19 protein-coding genes are annotated in these 18681 nt (G+C 32.6%); 10 read left to right on the forward strand and 9 right to left on the reverse strand.

Annotated elements, in window-relative coordinates; genetic code table 11:
* Positions 1-113: 113 nt before the first annotated feature.
* From lepA to mnmA, 7 genes are all read left to right on the forward strand, one after another.
* Entirely contained in the window at positions 114-1904 is a 1791-nt protein-coding gene (gene lepA / locus C6H31_RS04100; RefSeq protein WP_104697553.1) for a translation elongation factor 4, read from the forward strand.
* Entirely contained in the window at positions 1904-3547 is a 1644-nt protein-coding gene (locus C6H31_RS04105; RefSeq protein WP_104697554.1) for a chorismate-binding protein, read from the forward strand. The genes lepA and C6H31_RS04105 overlap by 1 nt, the downstream gene beginning before the upstream one ends.
* A complete protein-coding gene (locus tag C6H31_RS04110) occupies positions 3544-4095 on the forward strand; it encodes an anthranilate synthase component II (protein ID WP_104697555.1) in 552 nt (183 codons plus the stop codon). Before C6H31_RS04105 ends, C6H31_RS04110 begins: the two co-directional genes overlap by 4 nt.
* A gap of 95 nt (positions 4096-4190) precedes the next feature.
* The gene (gene acpP, locus C6H31_RS04115) at positions 4191-4424 is read left to right on the forward strand and encodes an acyl carrier protein (RefSeq protein ID WP_104697556.1); all 234 of its coding nucleotides are present in this window, start codon (positions 4191-4193) and stop codon (positions 4422-4424) included.
* An 87-nt stretch (positions 4425-4511) separates the two neighbouring features.
* On the forward strand, positions 4512-5744 hold the full coding sequence (locus tag C6H31_RS04120; protein WP_104697557.1) for a beta-ketoacyl-ACP synthase II: 1233 nt from the start codon (positions 4512-4514) through the stop codon (positions 5742-5744).
* A gap of 27 nt (positions 5745-5771) precedes the next feature.
* Positions 5772-6698 carry an acetyl-CoA carboxylase carboxyl transferase subunit alpha gene (gene accA, locus C6H31_RS04125; RefSeq protein WP_104697558.1) on the forward strand — a complete coding sequence of 309 codons (927 nt, stop codon included), beginning with the start codon at positions 5772-5774 and terminating at the stop codon, positions 6696-6698.
* Between the two features lie 12 nt (positions 6699-6710).
* The gene (gene mnmA, locus C6H31_RS04130) at positions 6711-7739 is read left to right on the forward strand and encodes a tRNA 2-thiouridine(34) synthase MnmA (protein WP_104697559.1); all 1029 of its coding nucleotides are present in this window, start codon (positions 6711-6713) and stop codon (positions 7737-7739) included.
* Here mnmA and C6H31_RS04135 read toward each other — a convergent pair.
* Complete coding sequence (locus C6H31_RS04135) at positions 7729-8475, reverse strand: SDR family NAD(P)-dependent oxidoreductase (protein WP_104697560.1); 747 nt, start codon at positions 8473-8475, stop codon at positions 7729-7731. The two genes, mnmA and C6H31_RS04135, sit on opposite strands and share 11 nt — an antisense overlap.
* Positions 8476-8561: 86 nt before the next feature.
* Between C6H31_RS04135 and C6H31_RS04140 the strand changes: the two genes are divergently transcribed.
* Positions 8562-9425, forward strand: a complete 864-nt coding sequence (locus C6H31_RS04140; protein WP_104697561.1) for a menaquinone biosynthesis family protein — start codon at positions 8562-8564, stop codon at positions 9423-9425.
* 19 nt (positions 9426-9444) lie between these two features.
* On the forward strand, positions 9445-10467 hold the full coding sequence (hemE, locus tag C6H31_RS04145) for a uroporphyrinogen decarboxylase (RefSeq protein WP_104697562.1): 1023 nt from the start codon (positions 9445-9447) through the stop codon (positions 10465-10467).
* Positions 10468-10469: 2 nt separating this feature from the next.
* Here hemE and C6H31_RS04150 read toward each other — a convergent pair whose 3' ends face one another.
* The 8 genes from C6H31_RS04150 to C6H31_RS04185 form a co-directional block, all read right to left on the reverse strand.
* Complete coding sequence (locus tag C6H31_RS04150; protein WP_104697563.1) at positions 10470-12101, reverse strand: sensor histidine kinase; 1632 nt, start codon at positions 12099-12101, stop codon at positions 10470-10472.
* A complete protein-coding gene (locus tag C6H31_RS04155; RefSeq protein WP_104697564.1) occupies positions 12094-12777 on the reverse strand; it encodes a response regulator transcription factor in 684 nt (227 codons plus the stop codon). Before C6H31_RS04155 ends, C6H31_RS04150 begins: the two co-directional genes overlap by 8 nt.
* Positions 12774-13412: a phosphate signaling complex protein PhoU gene (gene phoU / locus C6H31_RS04160; RefSeq protein WP_104697565.1), complete on the reverse strand. Its 639-nt coding sequence runs from the start codon at positions 13410-13412 to the stop codon at positions 12774-12776. Before phoU ends, C6H31_RS04155 begins: the two co-directional genes overlap by 4 nt.
* On the reverse strand, positions 13412-14161 hold the full coding sequence (gene pstB / locus C6H31_RS04165) for a phosphate ABC transporter ATP-binding protein PstB (RefSeq protein WP_104697566.1): 750 nt from the start codon (positions 14159-14161) through the stop codon (positions 13412-13414). Before pstB ends, phoU begins: the two co-directional genes overlap by 1 nt.
* Positions 14158-14994: a phosphate ABC transporter permease PstA gene (pstA, locus tag C6H31_RS04170; RefSeq protein ID WP_104697567.1), complete on the reverse strand. Its 837-nt coding sequence runs from the start codon at positions 14992-14994 to the stop codon at positions 14158-14160. The genes pstB and pstA overlap by 4 nt, the downstream gene beginning before the upstream one ends.
* On the reverse strand, positions 14991-15839 hold the full coding sequence (gene pstC, locus C6H31_RS04175) for a phosphate ABC transporter permease subunit PstC (RefSeq protein ID WP_104697568.1): 849 nt from the start codon (positions 15837-15839) through the stop codon (positions 14991-14993). The genes pstA and pstC overlap by 4 nt, the downstream gene beginning before the upstream one ends.
* 12 nt (positions 15840-15851) lie before the next feature.
* Entirely contained in the window at positions 15852-16694 is an 843-nt protein-coding gene (locus C6H31_RS04180) for a substrate-binding domain-containing protein (protein WP_104697569.1), read from the reverse strand.
* A gap of 98 nt (positions 16695-16792) precedes the next feature.
* Positions 16793-17404 carry an MBL fold metallo-hydrolase gene (locus C6H31_RS04185; RefSeq protein WP_104697570.1) on the reverse strand — a complete coding sequence of 204 codons (612 nt, stop codon included), beginning with the start codon at positions 17402-17404 and terminating at the stop codon, positions 16793-16795.
* 82 nt (positions 17405-17486) lie between these two features.
* Here C6H31_RS04185 and C6H31_RS04190 point away from each other — a divergent pair, with 82 nt between their 5' ends.
* Entirely contained in the window at positions 17487-18680 is a 1194-nt protein-coding gene (locus C6H31_RS04190) for an acetylornithine transaminase (protein WP_104697571.1), read from the forward strand.
* The last annotated feature ends 1 nt before the right edge of the window (position 18681 follow it).

Below are 18681 nucleotides of genomic sequence, written 5' to 3' on the forward strand. Positions count from 1 at the left end.
ACTTACAAGAGCCATAAATTACTCATTGTAACTGAATAGAATCAAAAGAATTAAATACTTTTTTGATACAATTTCATTAGTTTTTTACATATTTTTGAGGAAGTTTTGGAGTGATGGATAAAATTAGAAATTTTTCTATTATTGCACATATTGATCATGGAAAGTCTACTCTTGCAGATAGGCTCATTCAAGAATGTGGTGGTGTTAGTGATAGAGAAATGGTAAGTCAAATAATGGACACAATGGATATTGAAAAGGAAAGAGGTATCACAATAAAGGCACAATCTGTGCGTTTAAAATACTCCTATCAAGGGGAAGAGTATATCCTAAACCTTATAGATACTCCAGGGCATGTTGATTTTAGTTATGAGGTAAGTCGGAGTTTAAGTAGTTGTGAGGGAGCGCTTCTTGTAGTGGATGCCTCACAGGGAGTAGAAGCCCAAACTATTGCAAATGTATATATTGCACTTGATAATAATTTAGAAATTATTCCTGTAATCAATAAAATTGATTTACCTGCAGCAGATCCACTAAGGGTTGCTGAAGAAATAGAATCTAGTATAGGTATTGACTGCACAGATGCATTAGAGGTAAGTGCAAAAAGTGGTGTAGGGATTAAAGAACTAATTGAAAGAATTATCACGCAAGTACCACCACCAAATGGCAATAAACAAGCACCAACAAAAGCTCTCATCTATGATTCTTGGTTTGATAATTATTTGGGAGCATTAGCGCTTGTAAGGGTGATTGATGGAAAAATTTCATTGAATCAAAAAGTGATGATTATGAGTACAGAGAAAAAACACGAAGTATTGGGCTTATATTATCCTCACCCCTTGCAAAAAATCAAAACACAGAGTATTGAGTGCGGAGAGATTGGAATCATATCTCTTGGTTTAAAGAGTGTTACTGATATGGCTGTGGGGGACACTATTACAGATGCAAACTACCCGACAAAATCTCCAATTGAGGGTTTTATGCCCGCTAAACCCTTTGTGTTTGCTGGTATCTATCCTATTGAGACAGATAAATTTGAGGAATTAAGAGATGCACTCAATAAATTGCGTTTAAATGATTCTGCTTTAAGCTTTGAACCAGAAACAAGCATAGCGCTTGGTTTTGGCTTTAGGGTAGGTTTTCTAGGACTTTTGCATATGGAGGTTGTCAAAGAGAGATTAGAGAGGGAGTTTGGACTTATGCTAATTGCAACCGCCCCAACTGTAGTGTATGAAGTTGAGCTTACTGATGGAAGCAAGGTAATGGTACAAAACCCTAGTGAATTGCCTCCTGAGCAAAAAATTGCAAGTATTAAAGAACCCTATGTCAGAGCATCCATCATTACCCCATCTGATTATCTTGGCAATATTATTACTCTACTTAGTAATCGCAGAGGAATACAAGAAAAAATGGATTATTTAAGTCAAAATCGTGTAATGCTAGAGTATGCAATTCCTAGCAATGAAATTGTAATGGATTTTTACGACAAGCTAAAGTCCTGCACAAAAGGTTATGCAAGTTTTGATTATGAACCCATAGAATCTAGAGTAGGTGATTTGGTTAAGCTTGATGTGAGGGTTGCAGGTGAAGTAGTAGATGCACTATCTATCATTGTAGATAAATCCAAAAGCTATGAAAAAGGTAAGGCTCTTGTAGAATCTATGAAAGAACTTGTTCCAAGACAATTGTTTGAGGTTGCAATTCAAGCAAGTATTGGAAATAAAATTATTGCACGAGAAACAATCAAATCAATGGGAAAAAATGTAACTGCTAAGTGTTATGGTGGAGACATTACAAGAAAACGAAAACTACTTGAAAAACAAAAAGAAGGTAAAAAACGCATGAAAGCCATTGGTAAAGTAGAACTACCCCAAGAGGCCTTTTTGGCAGTTTTAAAAATTGATTAATGGTTTTTGGGAATTTTTATTATTATGAACTACTTGAAAAGTTTGTAGCATTTAATAAATGGGATTTTTTTAAAGTCTTAAAACAGCTGGAAGAAAAAAGGCATTTAGGCTTTTTAGTTGGCTATATCAGATATGAGGCTTGGAGGGTTTTAGATCATCAAAATTATAAAACAACAAAGCCTCTACTTTATTTTGAGCTTTTTGCCAAAAGAAAACCCTTTGTAAAAACAAAAACCAATTTCTATACCTTTTACCCACAAATTAGTAACACACAAGACTTTCATCTCTATAAAACAAATATTGCAAAAATCAAAAGAGCTATTAGAAGAGGGGATACTTATCAGGTAAATTACACTTATCCTATTAAGCTAAAAACACAAAGTCACTATCAAAACATATTTAATGAAATTTTAAAAAACCAAGATACGGATTATAAGGCTTTAATTCAAAATGATTATGAAACAATCCTATCTTTTTCACCAGAGTTATTTTTTAAAGTAGAGGGTAAAAAAATCACTACTCAACCAATGAAGGGAACCATAAAAAGAGTTCAGGATGAGTTTTTGGATCAAAAAAATAAACAGGATCTGCAAAATAGTGAAAAAAATCAGAGTGAAAATGTAATGATTGTAGATTTATTGCGCAATGATTTAAGCAGAATCTCACACAATGTAAAGGTAGAAAAGCTTTTTGAGATTTTATCTTATAAAACATTGCATCAAATGATATCTGAAATTCAAGCAGTGCTTAGAGATAATATAACTCTTATTGATATTCTTAAAGCTTTATTCCCTTGTGGATCAATTACAGGGGCTCCAAAATATAAGACTATTCAAATAATTCAAGAACTAGAGAAAAATCCGCGTGGGGTTTATTGTGGTTTAATTGGTGTGATTGAAAAAGATAAAATGTGTTTTAATGTCCCCATACGAACACTGCATCAAGAAAGGGATTCAAAAGAGTTAAAACTAAATGTTGGAAGTGGAATTGTATGGGATAGTAAAGCCAAGGAAGAATATAAAGAAAGTATCCTAAAATCACTTTTTATTTATCCCAAAATAGATTTTTTACTTGTTGAGACAATGTTAGTAAAAGGTGGGAAAATTCAAAACTTTTCTTATCATAAAAAAAGAATGTTAGATTCTGCTGATTATTTTGGATTTAAGATTCCAAACTTCCAAGAAATAAAAAAACCCAAGGATGGTATTTTAAGAATTACTTTAAACAAACAAGGGAGATTAAAACAAGAATACAAACGATTGGAAAAACTAACTACTACAAAAATAGTTCTATCAGAAAATCCAATTGAACATCAAAATGACTTCTTGTATCACAAAACAACTTACGCACCTTGGTATGAAAAAACGCGAGAAAAAATTAGGCAAGGAGAATTCTTTGATTGTATTTTTTATAACAAAAACAATGAGCTTACAGAAGGTGCAAGAAGCAATCTTGTTTTGCAAATCAACCAAGAATTATTGACTCCAAGATTAGATTGCGGGCTCTTAAATGGCATAATGCGTAAAAAAATGTTAAGAAAAAAGCAGATTAAAGAGAAGGTTTTGTTCCTTGAAGACTTGAAAAGAGCAGAAAAAATCTTTTGCATCAACTCCGTAAGAGGTGTAGTAGAGGTATTTTTATGATTCAAATAACAATGATTGATCATTATGATTCTTTTACATACAACATTGTGCATTACCTAAAAGACTTCAATCTTAAAGTATTTTACCCTCATCAGATAGATTGGAAATTTTTAGAAAATTCCTCCCATGTGATTTTTTCCCCAGGTTATGGCCATCCTAAAGAAATGAAGCATAGCTTAAAAATCTTGGAAAAAATCTACCTAAAAAAGCCTATTTTAGGCATATGCCTAGGACATCAGATTATTGCTCATTTCTTTAACTCCAAGGTTTGCAGATTAAAAAATCCCTTTCATGGTAAAACTTCTGTGGTTACTCACTATAATAGCTCCTTATTTCAGGGGATTCCTAATCAATTTCAGGTAGGTCGTTACCATTCTTTGTGTGTTAAAAATCTTCAAGAGCCACTTCGAGTAAATTGTTTGAGTGATGATGGTGTAGTAATGGGGTTAGAGCATCAAGAATTACCAATTTATGGATTACAATTTCATCCAGAATCTATTCTCTCAAGATATGGTAAAGATATTTTGATGAATTTTTTAAAATTTTGAGGTCAAAAAAACCTTAAGATAAGAATTTTAAGTTTATTTTTTAAAAAAACTTTGATAGAATTTTGCATTCTTAAAATATACCCAAGGAGTAAAAAATGGCAATTTTTGATGATGTAAAAGAAGTGGTAGTTCAACAACTTAATGTTGATGCAAATCAAGTAAAACCAGAAGCAGAGTTCGTAAAAGATTTAGGTGCTGATTCTTTGGATGTTGTTGAACTTGTTATGGCTTTAGAAGAAAAATTTGGTATTGAAATTCCGGATGAGCAAGCAGAAAAAATTAGCACAGTAGGTGATGTTGTAGCTTATATCGAAGCTAATAAAAAGTAATTTTTGCTTGATAGGTGGTTTTCACCTATCTTTCAGAATTTTAAATTTAAAAAAGCTACACTATAAAATTAAGTTAAGGAGTATTTTGTGCGTCGTGTCGTTGTAACTGGTTTAGGGATGATAAATTCACTAGGATTAAATAAAGGAGATTCTTTTAAATCCATAATAGAGGGTAAGTGTGGGGTTAATAGAATTACTAGTTTTGATGTAAGTGACTTTCCAGTTCAGATTGCAGCAGAAATTAAAGATTTTGATCCAAATACCGTAATGAATCCAAAAGAAATAAAAAAGGCAGATCGCTTCATACAGCTTGCGCTTAAAGCTACTAAAGAAGCTATGGCTGATAGTGGTTTATTAGGTAGTGATGGAAAATGTGATACAAGCATTTCAGAAAGGTTTGGTGTAAGCAGTGGGGCTGGTATTGGTGGACTTGGTAATATAGAAAAAAATTCGATTACTTGTTTTGAAAGAGGTGCAAGAAGAATTAATCCTTTCTTTATACCATCAGCCCTTGTTAATATGCTTGGAGGATTTACCTCTATAGAGTTTGGTATTAAAGGACCAAATCTTGCCAGTGTAACTGCTTGTGCTGCTGGAACTCACGCTATTATTGAGGCTACAAAAACTATTATGTTAGGTGGTGCTGATAGGATGCTTGTGATTGGATCAGAATCTGCGATCTGTCCTGTAGGGATTGGAGGTTTTGCCGCAATGAAAGCATTAAGCGATCGTAATGACAATCCTCAAGAAGCTTCTAGACCATTTGATAAAGATCGTAATGGATTTGTAATGGGAGAGGGAGCTGGAGCATTAGTATTAGAAGATTATGATAGTGCAAAGGCTAGAGGTGCTAAGATCTATGCTGAAGTTGTTGGGTTTGGAGAGAGTGGTGATGCAAATCATATTACAACACCAGCTCCTGAAGGAGAGGGTGCTGCTAGAGCGATGAGAGCTGCATTAAATATGGCAAATACAAGGATTGATTATATTAACGCTCATGGAACAAGTACAGCATACAACGATTTATATGAAACAAAGGCAATCAAGCAAGTATTTGGTGCAGATATTCCCTTGGTAAGTTCTACAAAAGGTCAAATAGGACATTGTCTTGGAGCAGCCGGAGCAATTGAAGCGGTTATTTCTATTATGGCTATGGAAAATGGAATCCTACCTCCTACAATTAATCAAAAAGTAAAAGACCCTGAGTGTGACTTAGATTATATTCCAAATGTTGCAAGAGAAAAACAAATCAATGCTGTAATGAGCAACTCTTTTGGTTTTGGAGGAACCAATGGAGTTATTGTTTTTAAAAAAATCTAAATTTTATACAATAGGAAATAAAGAATAATGGCGGTATATCTAGACTTCGAGAAGAAAATTAAAGCTCTTCAAGATGAGATAGAAATGGCAGTCATTCGTGGTGACACTGCTGCAAAAGATATTTTAGAAGTTGAACTTGAAAAAGAAGTGCGTTCTATCTATAGTGGGATGAGTGACTATCAAAAGTTGCAACTTGCAAGACATCCTGATAGACCTTATGCCATGGATTATATACAGCTTTTGTTGACTGATTCTTATGAGATTAGTGGAGATAGGCACTTTAGTGATGATAAAGCAATTGTATGTTTTATTGGCAAAATAGAGGGTCAAGGAGTGCTAGTTATAGGAGAAGAGAAAGGTAGGGGAACAAAAACAAAGGTAATGAGGAATTTTGGTATGCCTCATCCTGAGGGTTATCGCAAAGCCTTAAGAGCTGCTAAGCTTGCAGAAAAATTTGATCTTCCTATCTTAATGCTGATAGATACAGCTGGAGCTTATCCTGGACTTGGTGCTGAAGAGAGAGGGCAAAGTGAAGCAATTGCCAAGAATCTTCAAGAGTTTGCTGCACTTAAAGTTCCTACAGTCTCTATCATCATAGGAGAAGGTGGTAGCGGTGGTGCTTTAGCAATTGGTGTTGCAGATAGACTTGCAATGATGCAATATTCTATTTTTAGTGTTATTTCTCCTGAGGGATGTGCTGCAATCTTATGGAATGATCCTGCAAAGATAGAATCAGCTACCAAGGCTATGAAAATTACACCAGAAGAGCTTAAAAAGTTTGGACTTATTGATGATATTATATTAGAACCAAGCAGAGGAGCACATAGAGATAAAGAGTTTGCAGCCTTGGCAATTAAGAAATATTTTCTTGAAAACCTAAAAGAGATAAGAGAAGAGAAAGACTTCATTGCAAAAAGATATAACAAACTTATGTCATATGGAGCTTTCATTTAGAAAGGGAAAAATATGAAAGTTGCACTTTTAATGAGTGGAGGTGTTGATAGCTCTTATTCGGCATATCTACTTAAAAGTCAGGGTTATACTGTTAAGGGATTTTATTTAAAGTTACACGATAAAGAAGAAAAGCATAAGATATTTATACAAAATTGTCAAAAAGTGGCAAAGAATCTTGGATTTGATTTTGAAGTCATAGATGCTCAAGAAGAATTTAAAAAAAGAGTTTATGATGAGTTTATACAAAGTTACAAAAGAGGAGAGACTCCAAACCCTTGTGCTTTATGTAATCCATTGATGAAATTTGGTCTAGCTCTTGAAAAGGCTATAGAGCGTGGTTGTGAAAAAATTGCTACGGGTCATTATGCAAGAATTGGTGAAATAAATGGCAAAAAATGTATCCAAGAGGCTAAAGATAAAAGCAAGGATCAAAGTTATTTTCTTTATGCAATTTCCCAAAAAGCAATAGATTCTCTAATTTTTCCTCTAGGAAATATGCTAAAAGAAGAAGTTAAACCACAAGCGTTTAAGGCTATGCCTTGGCTTGGAAGTTTAGAAACTTATAAAGAATCTCAAGAAATCTGTTTTGTTGATACAGATTATATTGATATTTTAAAAAAGCATCTAGATGTCGAGAAAGAGGGTAATGTTAGAGATATTAAGGGAAATATTATAGGAAGCCATAGAGGGTATATGCAATATACCATTGGAAAAAGGAGGGGGTTTAATATAAAAGGTGCTCATGAACCACATTTTGTTTTAAGCATCAATCCAGAAAAAAATGAAATTACCGTAGGAAAAAGAGAAGAGTTAGCAGTGTTTGATGTTGTAGCACTCAATAAATCCTTACCAAAAAATTTTAAAAGTGGTGAGTATTTTATCAAGATAAGATATAGAAGCATTCCAAGCAAAGCTAGCATAAGAATAGAAGAAGATAAGATCATAGCAAGATTAAAAGAGCCTGCTTATGGAGTGGCAAAAGGGCAGGCTCTTGTGGTCTATGTCGATGATAAAGTGCTAGGTGGTGGCATTATCTTATAGTTTTATGCACCTTTAATCCAGCACTTGCCTGAGTAGTTGGCATTATCTCCAAGCGATTAATATTGACATGGGGAGGTAGCATCGCACACCAATATACGCTCTCTGCAATATCCTCAGGAGTGAGAGCGTTTGCATTTTCATAAAGTTCTCTGGCTTTTTTTACATCCCCTTTAAATCTAACAATGGAAAATTCACTACCTTCACACAACCCCGGCTCAATATTTGTAATTCTTATATTTTTACCTACAAGATCTGCTCGTAGATTTAAGCTAAATTGTTTTACAAATGCCTTTGTAGCCCCATAAATATTACCGCCTTCATAAGGGTAGGTTCCAGCAATAGATCCTATATTAATAATATGTCCTTGATGCTTTTTAACCATTGAAGGTAACACAAAATGTGTGACTTTTACAAGCCCCAAAATATTAGTTTCAATCATTTTTTCCCAATCACTGATCTCACAATTTTCCGCACTCTCAATCCCCAATGCCAAACCAGCATTATTAACTAGAATGTCAATATTATTCAGCTCTTCTTCTAATTCCTTTTTAATAGTATCCATATCATTCACATCGCTAGCAATGATTTTTTTACATTTATTTCCTAAGGTTTTTTGTAAATTTTTTAATTTTTCTTTACGTCTTGCAATCAAGATAACTTCGTGATTTTCTTGAACAAACCTTTTTGCTATTGCTTCTCCAAACCCACAACTTGCACCCGTAATCAAAATAAGCATTTCTACACCTTAGTAATTTGTATTGCATTTGTTATGATTTAAAAATATAATACATCTTTTTAAATAAGACCCAAAAAAGGAAAGTGATGATTAGTGTAGGACATAGTCCCGATGCTGATGATTTATTTATGTATTATCCAATTGTTTTTGGTTGGGCAAATAGTAAATATGGTTTAAAGTTTAAAAACATTGCGCTTGATATCCAAACCCTAAATCAAAAAGTTTTAAAACAAGAATATGATGTAAGCGCAATCTCTTTTGCACTTTATCCTAAAGTAAGAAAAGAATATGCTTTACTAAGAACAGGGGTAAGTTTTGGAAATGGTTATGGTCCAAAACTAGTAAAAAGAAAAAATACTATTTTAAAAAGAAATTTTAAAGTAGCATTGAGTGGTGAGCATACAAGCAATGCGTTATTATTTAAGATTGCGTATCCTGATGCTAGAATTATTTATAAAAATTTTTTAGAAATTGAAAAGGCAGTTTTAGATCAAGAGGTTGATGCTGGGGTTTTAATTCATGAGTCTATATTGTGCTATGATCAGAATCTAGTTGTTGAGAGAGAATTGTGGGATATTTGGCTTGAATTAGCAAAAGAAAATTTGCCCTTACCTTTGGGTGGAATGGTGATACGCAGATCCATCCCCCTAAACAAAGCTATTGATATAGAAAATACTCTAACTGATGCGGTAAAATTAGCTTTAACTGGAAAGAGAATACTATCTAATATGCTGTTAGAGAGAGGAATTATTAGGGTAGGGGAGAAAGAATTACAAACTTATTTAAATCTTTATGCAAATACAGATTCTATTGAGATAAATGAAAAACAAAAAAAGGGTATTGAGATGATGTTTAGATTAGGATATGATAATGGTTTTTATGACACTCTGATAGACAATTGTGAGGACTATTGTGTTCCTAAAGAATATTTAACTTTGCGTTATTCATAAAACACAAAAGGAGATAAAAATGATTTTTATTGATGCTTGTAAAAGAATAGAAACTCCTTATACTCCAATATGGATGATGAGGCAGGCAGGAAGATATTTAGAAGAATATAGAGAAAGTAGAAAAAAAGCAGGGAGCTTTTTAGAGCTTTGTCAAAATGTTGAATTAGCAACAGAGGTAACACTTCAACCTATTGATATTTTAAATGTAGATGCTGCAATTTTATTTAGTGATATTTTAGTATTACCTCTTGAGATGGGTTTGCCTTTAGAGTTTGTTTTAGGAGAAGGACCAAAATTTTTAAATACAATCAAAAATTATCAAGATGTTTGTTCATTAAAAAAAGATGCTTACTTAAAATTAGATTATGTTTATGATACTGTATCCAGCGTAAGGAGTAAGCTTGCAAAAGATAAGGCACTGATTGGTTTTTGTGGTTCTCCTTGGACTCTTGCAACTTATATGATTGAGGGAGAAGGAAGCAAGACCTATGCAAAAAGCAAAAAAATGGTTTATGAGAATCCGCAGACAATGCATTATTTATTAAAACAAATTACTGATGAAATCAAAGGCTATTTGAGTATGCAAATTAAAGCAGGGGCCAATGCGGTTATGATTTTTGATTCTTGGGCAAGTGCTTTAGAAAAAGATGCTTATTTTGAATTTAGTTGGGGTTATATGATTGATATTGCAAAATATATTAAAACACATTTTCAAGATATTCCTATTATCTTATTTCCAAAAGGTATTGCTGGATATCTAAATGATATTAAAGGTGATTTTGATGTATTTGGAGTAGATTGGGGGACACCAATGGAGGTTGCAAAACAATATTTAGGACAAAAATATGTTCTGCAAGGAAATCTTGAACCAAGTCGTCTTTATAATGAAGATAGTATGGAAATGGCGATAGATGATATTATTGCAATTATGGGAAAAAAAGCTGGACATATTTTTAACTTAGGTCATGGAATGCTACCTGACCTACCAAGAGAAAATGCAATCAAACTAGTTGAAATGGTTCATAAGAAAACAAAAAGATAACACTATTTTTTATTCCAAGAAACAGTAATAGTCGTTCCTACACCTAGCTCACTTTGAAGATTGAGATCAAAAGAGTGTAGGATTGCTATGTGTTTTACGATAGATAATCCAAGTCCTGTTCCCTCTATTGTTTTGGAACGACTCTTATCTTCCCTAAAAAACCTTTCAAAAACTCTTTGTTGGTTTTGAATACTGATACCCATCCCTGTATCTTGAATACTAAAAGATCCTCCTGATTGGCTCTCTTCTAGAGTAATGAAAATCTTTCCATTTTTTTTATTATACTTAACCGCATTATCACAAAGATTAAAAATCATATCTTCTATCAGGGTTTTTACCCCAAATATTTTACACTCCCCAAAAAGTTTTATAGTAATATCTTTGGTGTTAATATGTTGCAAGATGTTTTCTATACTCTCTCTTAGATTAAATTCTTCTTTTTGATAAGGAGACTGTCCTTCATCAAGCCTTGAAATTTTAATGATATCATTGATAAGTTCCAACAAGTGTTGTGATTGCTGATGAATCTTTGTCCCAATTTGTTGCATATCTTTTTGAGGCACTAAATTATTTTTTATTAGATCTGCATAGCCTAAAATTGAAGTAAGAGGCGTTTTTAACTCGTGAGATACATTTGCGCTAAATTCTCGTCTTAAATTTTCCCTCTCTTTAATCTCAGTAATATCTAAAATCAATATTACTGCTCCAATAATTTTTTTATCCTCATAAACACTACTTGCAAAAACTTGATAAAAACAAGAATCTTTTTCTAGAATCTCCTCACTATTTTTTCCTTGCAATGCCTTTTCTATTGCTTCTTTAAGTTCTTTTTGACGACTGATTCCAAAAATATTATCCCCCAAATAAATCGCCCCAAATAACCTACTTGCACTCTTGTTAAAAGAAAGTATTCTATATTGATCATCAATAATCAAAAAGGCTTCTTGCATATTTTGAGTGATTGCATTAAAATCTTCTTGTTTTTGTTTTAATTGTGCGATTTGCTTGTGAATCAATGTTTCTTGCTGAGATATTTTTGATAAGAATGGGAGAAACTCATCATAGATTTTAGAATTGTAAGGATTTTTTAAATCGATATTATTAAGGGGTAAAATGATTATCTTTGATAGATATGAGGCCAGAAAGAAACTACAAATAAAAATAAAAAGGAAAAGAGCAAATAAAATCAGAGAGTCACTAAAAATAATACCAAAAAAATAAGTCTTGCAATTAGATACTTCTAAAATTTTTCCATCAGGCAAAATTGTTGTAATCTTTAAAACTTTTGTTGTTAGATTCTCTTCATAACACCTTTGCATAGCAAGATCATTAAAAATCTTTTGCGGTGCTTTTTCTGTTGAGTATTTTAATTCATCTTTAAGAGAAATAATATTATCAAATAAAACTTCTTTATCAGGAGAAAGGATTCTAATGCGATTTTGTAAAAAATTACCCTTAAGCATCTCCAGGGTATTTCTTTTTAGAAATTCCACAACAACTCTTGTTTCATCTTGTAGATTATTATGAATTTTTTTTTCCAATTCTCTGTCTATAAAAACACCTAGCAATAAAATACTAATTAAAAGAATTAGCAAGGAAGAACCAAAAATTGCTCTAAAAATTCTCTTAGTCATGATCAATATTTTGTTGTTCTAATTTATAACCAACCCCACGAACAGTGGAGATCAGCTTGCCATAAATGCCTAATTTTTGACGCAGAGTCTTTATATGCATATCAATTGTGCGACTAATGCTTGGAAAGTCATCCCCCCAAACTTCCATTGCAATTTGTTCTCTACTAAAAACTATATTGGGATAATTTAAAAATAAGTGCAAGATCTTGTATTCTTTCAAAGTAAGATCAATATTTACGCCATCAATGCTAACCAAATGTTTTTTATCATTAAAGTAGAAATTTTTGATTCTAAATTCTTCTTTAACACTGGATTGAATTCTCCTAGAAACTGCCTTGATTCTTGCAATAAGCTCCATCACGCCAAAGGGCTTACTAATATAATCATCAGCTCCCATATCAAGACCCTTCACCTTATCAAACTCACTATTTTTAGCAGTAAGTAAAATTGTTGGAATCTCTCTAGTTGTAACTTTATTTTTTAAAGTTTGCAAGACACTTAATCCATCCTGATCTGGTAACATAATATCAAGCAATATCAATTTTGGCAGGGAGGTTTTAAGAGCTTTAAAAAAGTCTTGTGCTGTTTTAAACCCCTGTATTTCAAAATTCTGTGTTTGTAATGTATAAATTACAAGCTCTCTGATACTATCATCATCTTCTAAAATATAAATCATTCTTCACCTACATAATGTCCTGTAATAGAATATTTTACCCATTCTGCAATATTAGTGGAATGATCTGCAATTTTTTCAAAATACTTTGCAATCATCAAATAATTAATTAATGCCTCACTATGATGAGAATCTACACCCAATCTTGTGATAATACTTTGTTTTATTTTATAAAATAACCCATCTATAATATCATCATTCTCAATCACTTTATGAGCGATATTTAAATCTTGTTTTATGAAGCAATCAACACAACAACTCACCATTTCAATTGTTGATTTTGCCATATCTTCCAGCCCTGCTTGACAATCATCTTTTGTCAGTTCTTTGGCAATCTTTGCAATATCTAGCGCCATATCTCCTATTCTTTCCATATCAGATATAATCTTTAATGCAGAATAAACCTTTCTCAAATCTCCTGCAACTGGTTGCTGTTGCAATAAAATTTGCATACATAGATCTTGAATGCCATTTTCCTGTCTATCAATTTGAGATTCTAAGTTAGCAACCTCCTTATACAAATCCTTACGATTTTGTAGTGCCTTGATAGATAGACCAATTATCTCTTCACATAAACTTCCCATCTTAATCAACTCAGTATTTAATAAATCCATTTGGGAATTAAAAAATGTTCTCATTATCCAAACCTCCCTGTTATATAATCTTCAGTTTGCTTTTCTTTTGGCATTGAAAAAATCTGTTTTGTAGATGCAAACTCAATTAACTCTCCTAATAAAAAGAATGCTGTTTTATCTGATATACGAGCAGCCTGTTGCATATTATGCGTAACAATTACTATTGTATAGTGTTTTTTGAGCTCTAAAACCAAATCTTCAATTTTAGTGGTTGAAATTGGATCCAAAGCACTAGTGGGCTCATCCATCAATAAAACTTCTGGAGATATTGCCAAAGCTCTTGCAATGCATAGCCTTTGTTGTTGTCCTCCTGATAATCCCAATGCACTCTTATGTAATCTATCTTTTACATCATCCCATATTGCAGCTTTTCTCAAAGAATCTTCAACAATATTGTTGAGCTGAAGTTTATTAGAGATTCCGTGAGTTCTGGGCCCAAAGGCTATATTGTCATAAATGCTCATTGGGAAAGGATTGGGCTTTTGAAAAACCATTCCTACTCTTTTTCTCAAGAGATTGACATCTATATCTCCATAAATATCCACTTCATCTAGAAGTATTTTACCCTCAACCTTGCAACCTTCTACAAGATCATTCATACGGTTCAAGGTTTTAAGTAATGAAGACTTTCCACAACCACTAGGTCCTATAAAAGCAGTAATTTCCCTCTCTTCTATCTGAATGTTAATATCCTTTAGTGCATGAAAATTATCATAAAATAAATTGAAATTTGAGATATTAAATTTACTCATAATTTTTCCTTTGAAAAATATTTTGCTATAAGCGATGATATTAAGTTAAGCAAGATGATAATAAAAAGTAAAATACAAGCCGCGGCATAAGCCTGATTTACATAAAGACCCTCAGAAAGCAGAGCATACATATGCACACTAAGACTCCTTCCAGAATCTAAGAGACTTTGAAAAACTTGAGCCAATGTCCCAGCAGTATAAATTAATGCTGCACTTTCTCCAACAATTCTACCTGTACCTAAAATAATACCACTAAGAATCCCTGGTATTGCTGATGGCAGAATGATAAAAAATATAGTTCTTAGTTTCCCTGCACCAAGTGCAAAACTTCCCTCTCTATAACTCAAAGGGACAGATTTTAGAGATTCTTGGGTTGTTTGTATCAATAATGGTAATATCATAATAGAGAGCGTAAGAACCCCACTTAAAAAAGAATAACCAAAACCAAAATATACGACAAACATTAAATAGCCAAAAAGACCAAAAATGATTGATGGGATACCCGATAAAGTCTCACTCATTAAATTAACAATCGTGATAGACTTACTACTCTTTTTTGCATACTCTACCAAATAAATAGCACCAAATACACCAATTGGAACTGCTAAAAATAAACTTGCAATTACCATCAATACGGTATTGATAATTGCTGGCATCATTGATACATTTACAGAATTATACTCCCAAGCAAAGGATTCAAAATTTAAATGAGGAATCCCCTTAATAAGGATATATCCCACCAAAAGCAAAAACAATCCAATTACAATAATAATTGCTACATACACAGAAAACAACAAGAAAAGTGATAATTTATCCTTATATATAGCTCTCATCTTTGCTTCCTACTTAATACTGAAAATAAAAGATTAATAAGCAAAATAAAGACAAATAAAACCACAGCTGTTCCCAACAATGCTTCTCTATGCAAGTCTGTTGCATATCCCATTTCTAAAACAATATTTGTTGTCAATGTTCTAACTCCATCTAAAATACTTTGAGGAAGAACAGCTTGATTCCCTGCTATCATCACCACAGCCATCGTTTCTCCTATGGCTCTACCAATACCAAGTATAATACTTGTCAAAACTCCAGATTTTGCCGCAGGTAGAAGAACTAAAAATACACTTTTTTCATGAGTTGCACCAAGTGCTAATGCTCCTTCATAATAAGAGTTTGGAACCGCATCAATTGCAGTTTTGCTGATTGTAATAATTGTAGGAAGAATCATGATTCCAAGAAGAAGAGAAGCACTTAAAATACCCTTTCCACTTGTTCCAAACAAAGTTTGTATAAATGGAACAAGGACAACAAGACCAAAAAAACCATAAACTATAGAAGGAATCCCTGCCATTAGATTAATTGCAGGATTTAGAACTTTTGCCAGTTTTTTATTACAAAATTTTGACATAAAAACAGCACTAAGAATCCCTATTGGAACTCCACAAATAATAGCTCCAGCAGTAATATAAATACTCCCTATAATCATTGGAAAAATACCAAATTCCTCATCTAAAGGTTTCCAGGTTTCTCCAAACAAAAAATCAATTATACCGATGTTTTTGATAGCAGGTATCCCATTGCTAAATAAAAAAAAGCATATCAAGCCTACACAAAAAATACACACATAGGCTGATAGCAAAAACACGATATATGCAAGTTTTTCTCTCAACTCTTGCATAAGCACTACTCCTTACTTACCTTGCAAATCTTTCCAGTCTTTTATATTGCCAATGTAGATTTCTTTTATTTGTTCTTGAGTTAAATTAGCAATAGGATTTTCTTGATTGACAATTAGAACAATACCATCAATTGCTATAACTTTTGAAACTACCCCCTTATCCTTTTCACTTTGTTTTAACTCTCTAGATACCATTCCAATATCACTTATCCCTTGAATTACAGAAGTAACACCTATGGTTGAATCGCTTTGTTGAAGTTGAATTGTTGCCTTAGGATTGATTTTTAAATAGGCTTCTTTTAGCGCCTCCATTACAGGAGCAATAGAAGAAGACCCAGAAATAGTAATCTTTCCCTCAACAAGAGTGCTACTAAAGGGATTATTAGTATCTAACCCAATATAACCCTTAGAATCTACAATAGCTTGTCCATCTTGACTTAAAATAAAATTAATAAAATCCTGTGCAACTAAATTAACTTTTTCTTTTGTAACAATGTTAAATGGCCTTGCAATAGGATAAGTCTTATTTCTAATACTTTGAACACTAGGCACAGCACCATCCACAGATACTACTTTTACATCATTATTTAAAGATCCTAGTGAAATATAACCAATTGCATTCTTATTTCCAGACACAGTGCTTAGAACAACAGAAGTAGAATTAGTAATCTCTGCTCTTTGAGTAATTGCATCTACTTTTTTACCCTTTTTATTTACCTTTTGAATCTGAAGTAATTCCACAAAAGCACCTCTAGTGCCAGAACCTTCCTCCCTCGAAATTACATCAATTTGATGTGCATACAAAATTTGCAACCCTAAACTCAAAGTAAGCAAAAACTTGAAATATTTTTTCATGGTAATCCTTTGTTGTTAAGTTTTTTGACAGTGGTGAGTCTAGACATAACTTGTAAGCAATGTATGTGGTTTATGTAAAATCTATGTAAATAAATTATTTAGATTCTTTGTATCCATAGTTTTACATTATCTTGTTCAATAAAAAGTTTTGTATTTTCTCCATGTCCTGTAAAAATTATCTTATCGCTCTCTCTTTTCAAATCACTAAATCTTTGCAAAGATTCTTTCATATCCAAAGCATTAGAGTAGGGGAAATCAAAACGACCTATGCTCCTTTTAAAAACAAAATCTCCACTAAAAATACAAGTATCAAGTTCTATGATTGAGCATCCAGGGGTATGTCCTGGTAAATGATGATACACAACCCTTAAACCATCAATTTCTAGCTCTTTGCTTGATTTAAAATTTTCAATTTCAATATCTGGAGCACAAGGTATAACTCCAGTGTCAAAACAATCACTCTTAAGCATAAAAGCATCTTGCTTGGGGCAATAAATCTTTATATTTGGAAATTTTTGTTTTAAGTGAAAAACATCAAAAATGTGATCAAAATGCCCATGTGTAATTAAAATAGCTACAGGATTATTGCACTCTTGTGCTATCCACTTCGTGGCTCCATCGCCAGGATCAATAATCCATTGCTTATTCTCTTGAATAATAATATGACAATTTGTTTCATAAATTCCAAAGGCTTTGGTTTTAATTTCCACTTAAATCTCCTTTATGATAAAATTCTAAGAATATATAAAAAGTGGTTTTAATTCTAATATAAAATCCTTAAGGAATAGAGTCATGTCAAAGGAACAAGAAAATATAAAACAAGATCAAGAATATCTCCTAAACACTTATGCAAAACAATATTTATTTTTTCATAAAGCTAAGGGATCTAGATTATGGAATGAGGATAATCAGGATTATATCGATTTTAGTAGTGGTATTGGTGTTTGCAGTGTTGGACATTGTAATGATGTTTTAAATCAAAATTTAAAAGAACAGCTAGATAGCATTGTGCATACTTCAAATCTCTACAATAATAGTTTGCAAACTCAATTAGCAAAAAAAATCGTCCAGTTAAGTGGTTATGATATGGGTGTGTTTTTTAGCAACTCTGGTGCAGAGGCAAATGAATGCGCTATCAAGATTGCAAGAAAGTTTGGAGAAGAATCGCAAAGATATGAGATTATTACCTTAGAATCTAGTTTTCACGGCAGAACCATAGCAACTTTAAAAGCTACGGGGCAAAAAAAATTCCATCAGCACTTTGGACCTTTTCCAAAAGGTTTTAAGATTGCAAAGGATATAGAACACATTAAAAAACTAATCAGTAAAAAAACTTGTGCTGTTATGATTGAGCTTATTCAAGGGGAGGGTGGTGTAAGATCTTTTGATCAAAAACAAATACAAGACCTCTCTAGATTCTTAAAAAAGAATAAAGTTTTATTAATAATAGATGAAGTCCAAAGTGGGGTTTACCGCAGTGGAAGTTTTTTGGCAAGTCAAGAATATAATATCACTCCTGATATTATTACCTTGGCAAAAGGTCTTGGTGGAGGTATTCCAATTGGAGCAACTCTCACAAATCTAAAAACTATTTTTTTTCATGGGGATCACGGCAGTACCTTTGGAGGTAATTTTTTAGCAATGAGGGCAGGAATTAGTGTATTAAGTATTTTAGAACAAGAGTTCAATAAAGGTGCTCTGCAGAAAAATATCAACTCCTTTAAAACCCATCTAGATTCTATCATAAAAGACTTTCCCAATCTTTTCATAGAAACTACGGGAATGGGATTAATGCTTGGACTAAAGGCATTAAATCAAGATATCTTTGATAAAGTCATAAAAAATAGTCTTGTTGAGCGCGTGCTAGTATTAAAGTCAGGTAACAATGTAGTTAGATTTCTTCCTCCACTAAATATTAGCGAAGAGGAAATATCAGAGGGATTTAAGAGATTTAGAATAGCTTGTATAAAAGTAGAAGCTAGATAGA

Source organism: Helicobacter sp. 'house sparrow 1' (assembly GCF_900199585.1).
In the GTDB taxonomy this organism is placed as follows: domain Bacteria; phylum Campylobacterota; class Campylobacteria; order Campylobacterales; family Helicobacteraceae; genus Helicobacter_H.

Coding starts and splice junctions, on each gene's coding strand:
- C6H31_RS04190 (WP_104697571.1), top strand. CDS start 17,487: ATGTCAAAGGAACAAGAAAATATAAAACAAGATCAAGAATATCTCCTA.
- pstC (WP_104697568.1), bottom strand. CDS start 15,839: ATGCAAGAGTTGAGAGAAAAACTTGCATATATCGTGTTTTTGCTATCA.
- C6H31_RS04140 (WP_104697561.1), top strand. CDS start 8,562: ATGATTAGTGTAGGACATAGTCCCGATGCTGATGATTTATTTATGTAT.
- C6H31_RS04150 (WP_104697563.1), bottom strand. CDS start 12,101: ATGACTAAGAGAATTTTTAGAGCAATTTTTGGTTCTTCCTTGCTAATT.
- acpP (WP_104697556.1), top strand. CDS start 4,191: ATGGCAATTTTTGATGATGTAAAAGAAGTGGTAGTTCAACAACTTAAT.
- C6H31_RS04135 (WP_104697560.1), bottom strand. CDS start 8,475: ATGCTTATTTTGATTACGGGTGCAAGTTGTGGGTTTGGAGAAGCAATA.
- C6H31_RS04110 (WP_104697555.1), top strand. CDS start 3,544: ATGATTCAAATAACAATGATTGATCATTATGATTCTTTTACATACAAC.
- mnmA (WP_104697559.1), top strand. CDS start 6,711: ATGAAAGTTGCACTTTTAATGAGTGGAGGTGTTGATAGCTCTTATTCG.
- C6H31_RS04105 (WP_104697554.1), top strand. CDS start 1,904: ATGGTTTTTGGGAATTTTTATTATTATGAACTACTTGAAAAGTTTGTA.
- C6H31_RS04155 (WP_104697564.1), bottom strand. CDS start 12,777: ATGATTTATATTTTAGAAGATGATGATAGTATCAGAGAGCTTGTAATT.
- hemE (WP_104697562.1), top strand. CDS start 9,445: ATGATTTTTATTGATGCTTGTAAAAGAATAGAAACTCCTTATACTCCA.
- lepA (WP_104697553.1), top strand. CDS start 114: ATGGATAAAATTAGAAATTTTTCTATTATTGCACATATTGATCATGGA.
- C6H31_RS04180 (WP_104697569.1), bottom strand. CDS start 16,694: ATGAAAAAATATTTCAAGTTTTTGCTTACTTTGAGTTTAGGGTTGCAA.
- accA (WP_104697558.1), top strand. CDS start 5,772: ATGGCGGTATATCTAGACTTCGAGAAGAAAATTAAAGCTCTTCAAGAT.
- phoU (WP_104697565.1), bottom strand. CDS start 13,412: ATGAGAACATTTTTTAATTCCCAAATGGATTTATTAAATACTGAGTTG.
- pstB (WP_104697566.1), bottom strand. CDS start 14,161: ATGAGTAAATTTAATATCTCAAATTTCAATTTATTTTATGATAATTTT.
- pstA (WP_104697567.1), bottom strand. CDS start 14,994: ATGAGAGCTATATATAAGGATAAATTATCACTTTTCTTGTTGTTTTCT.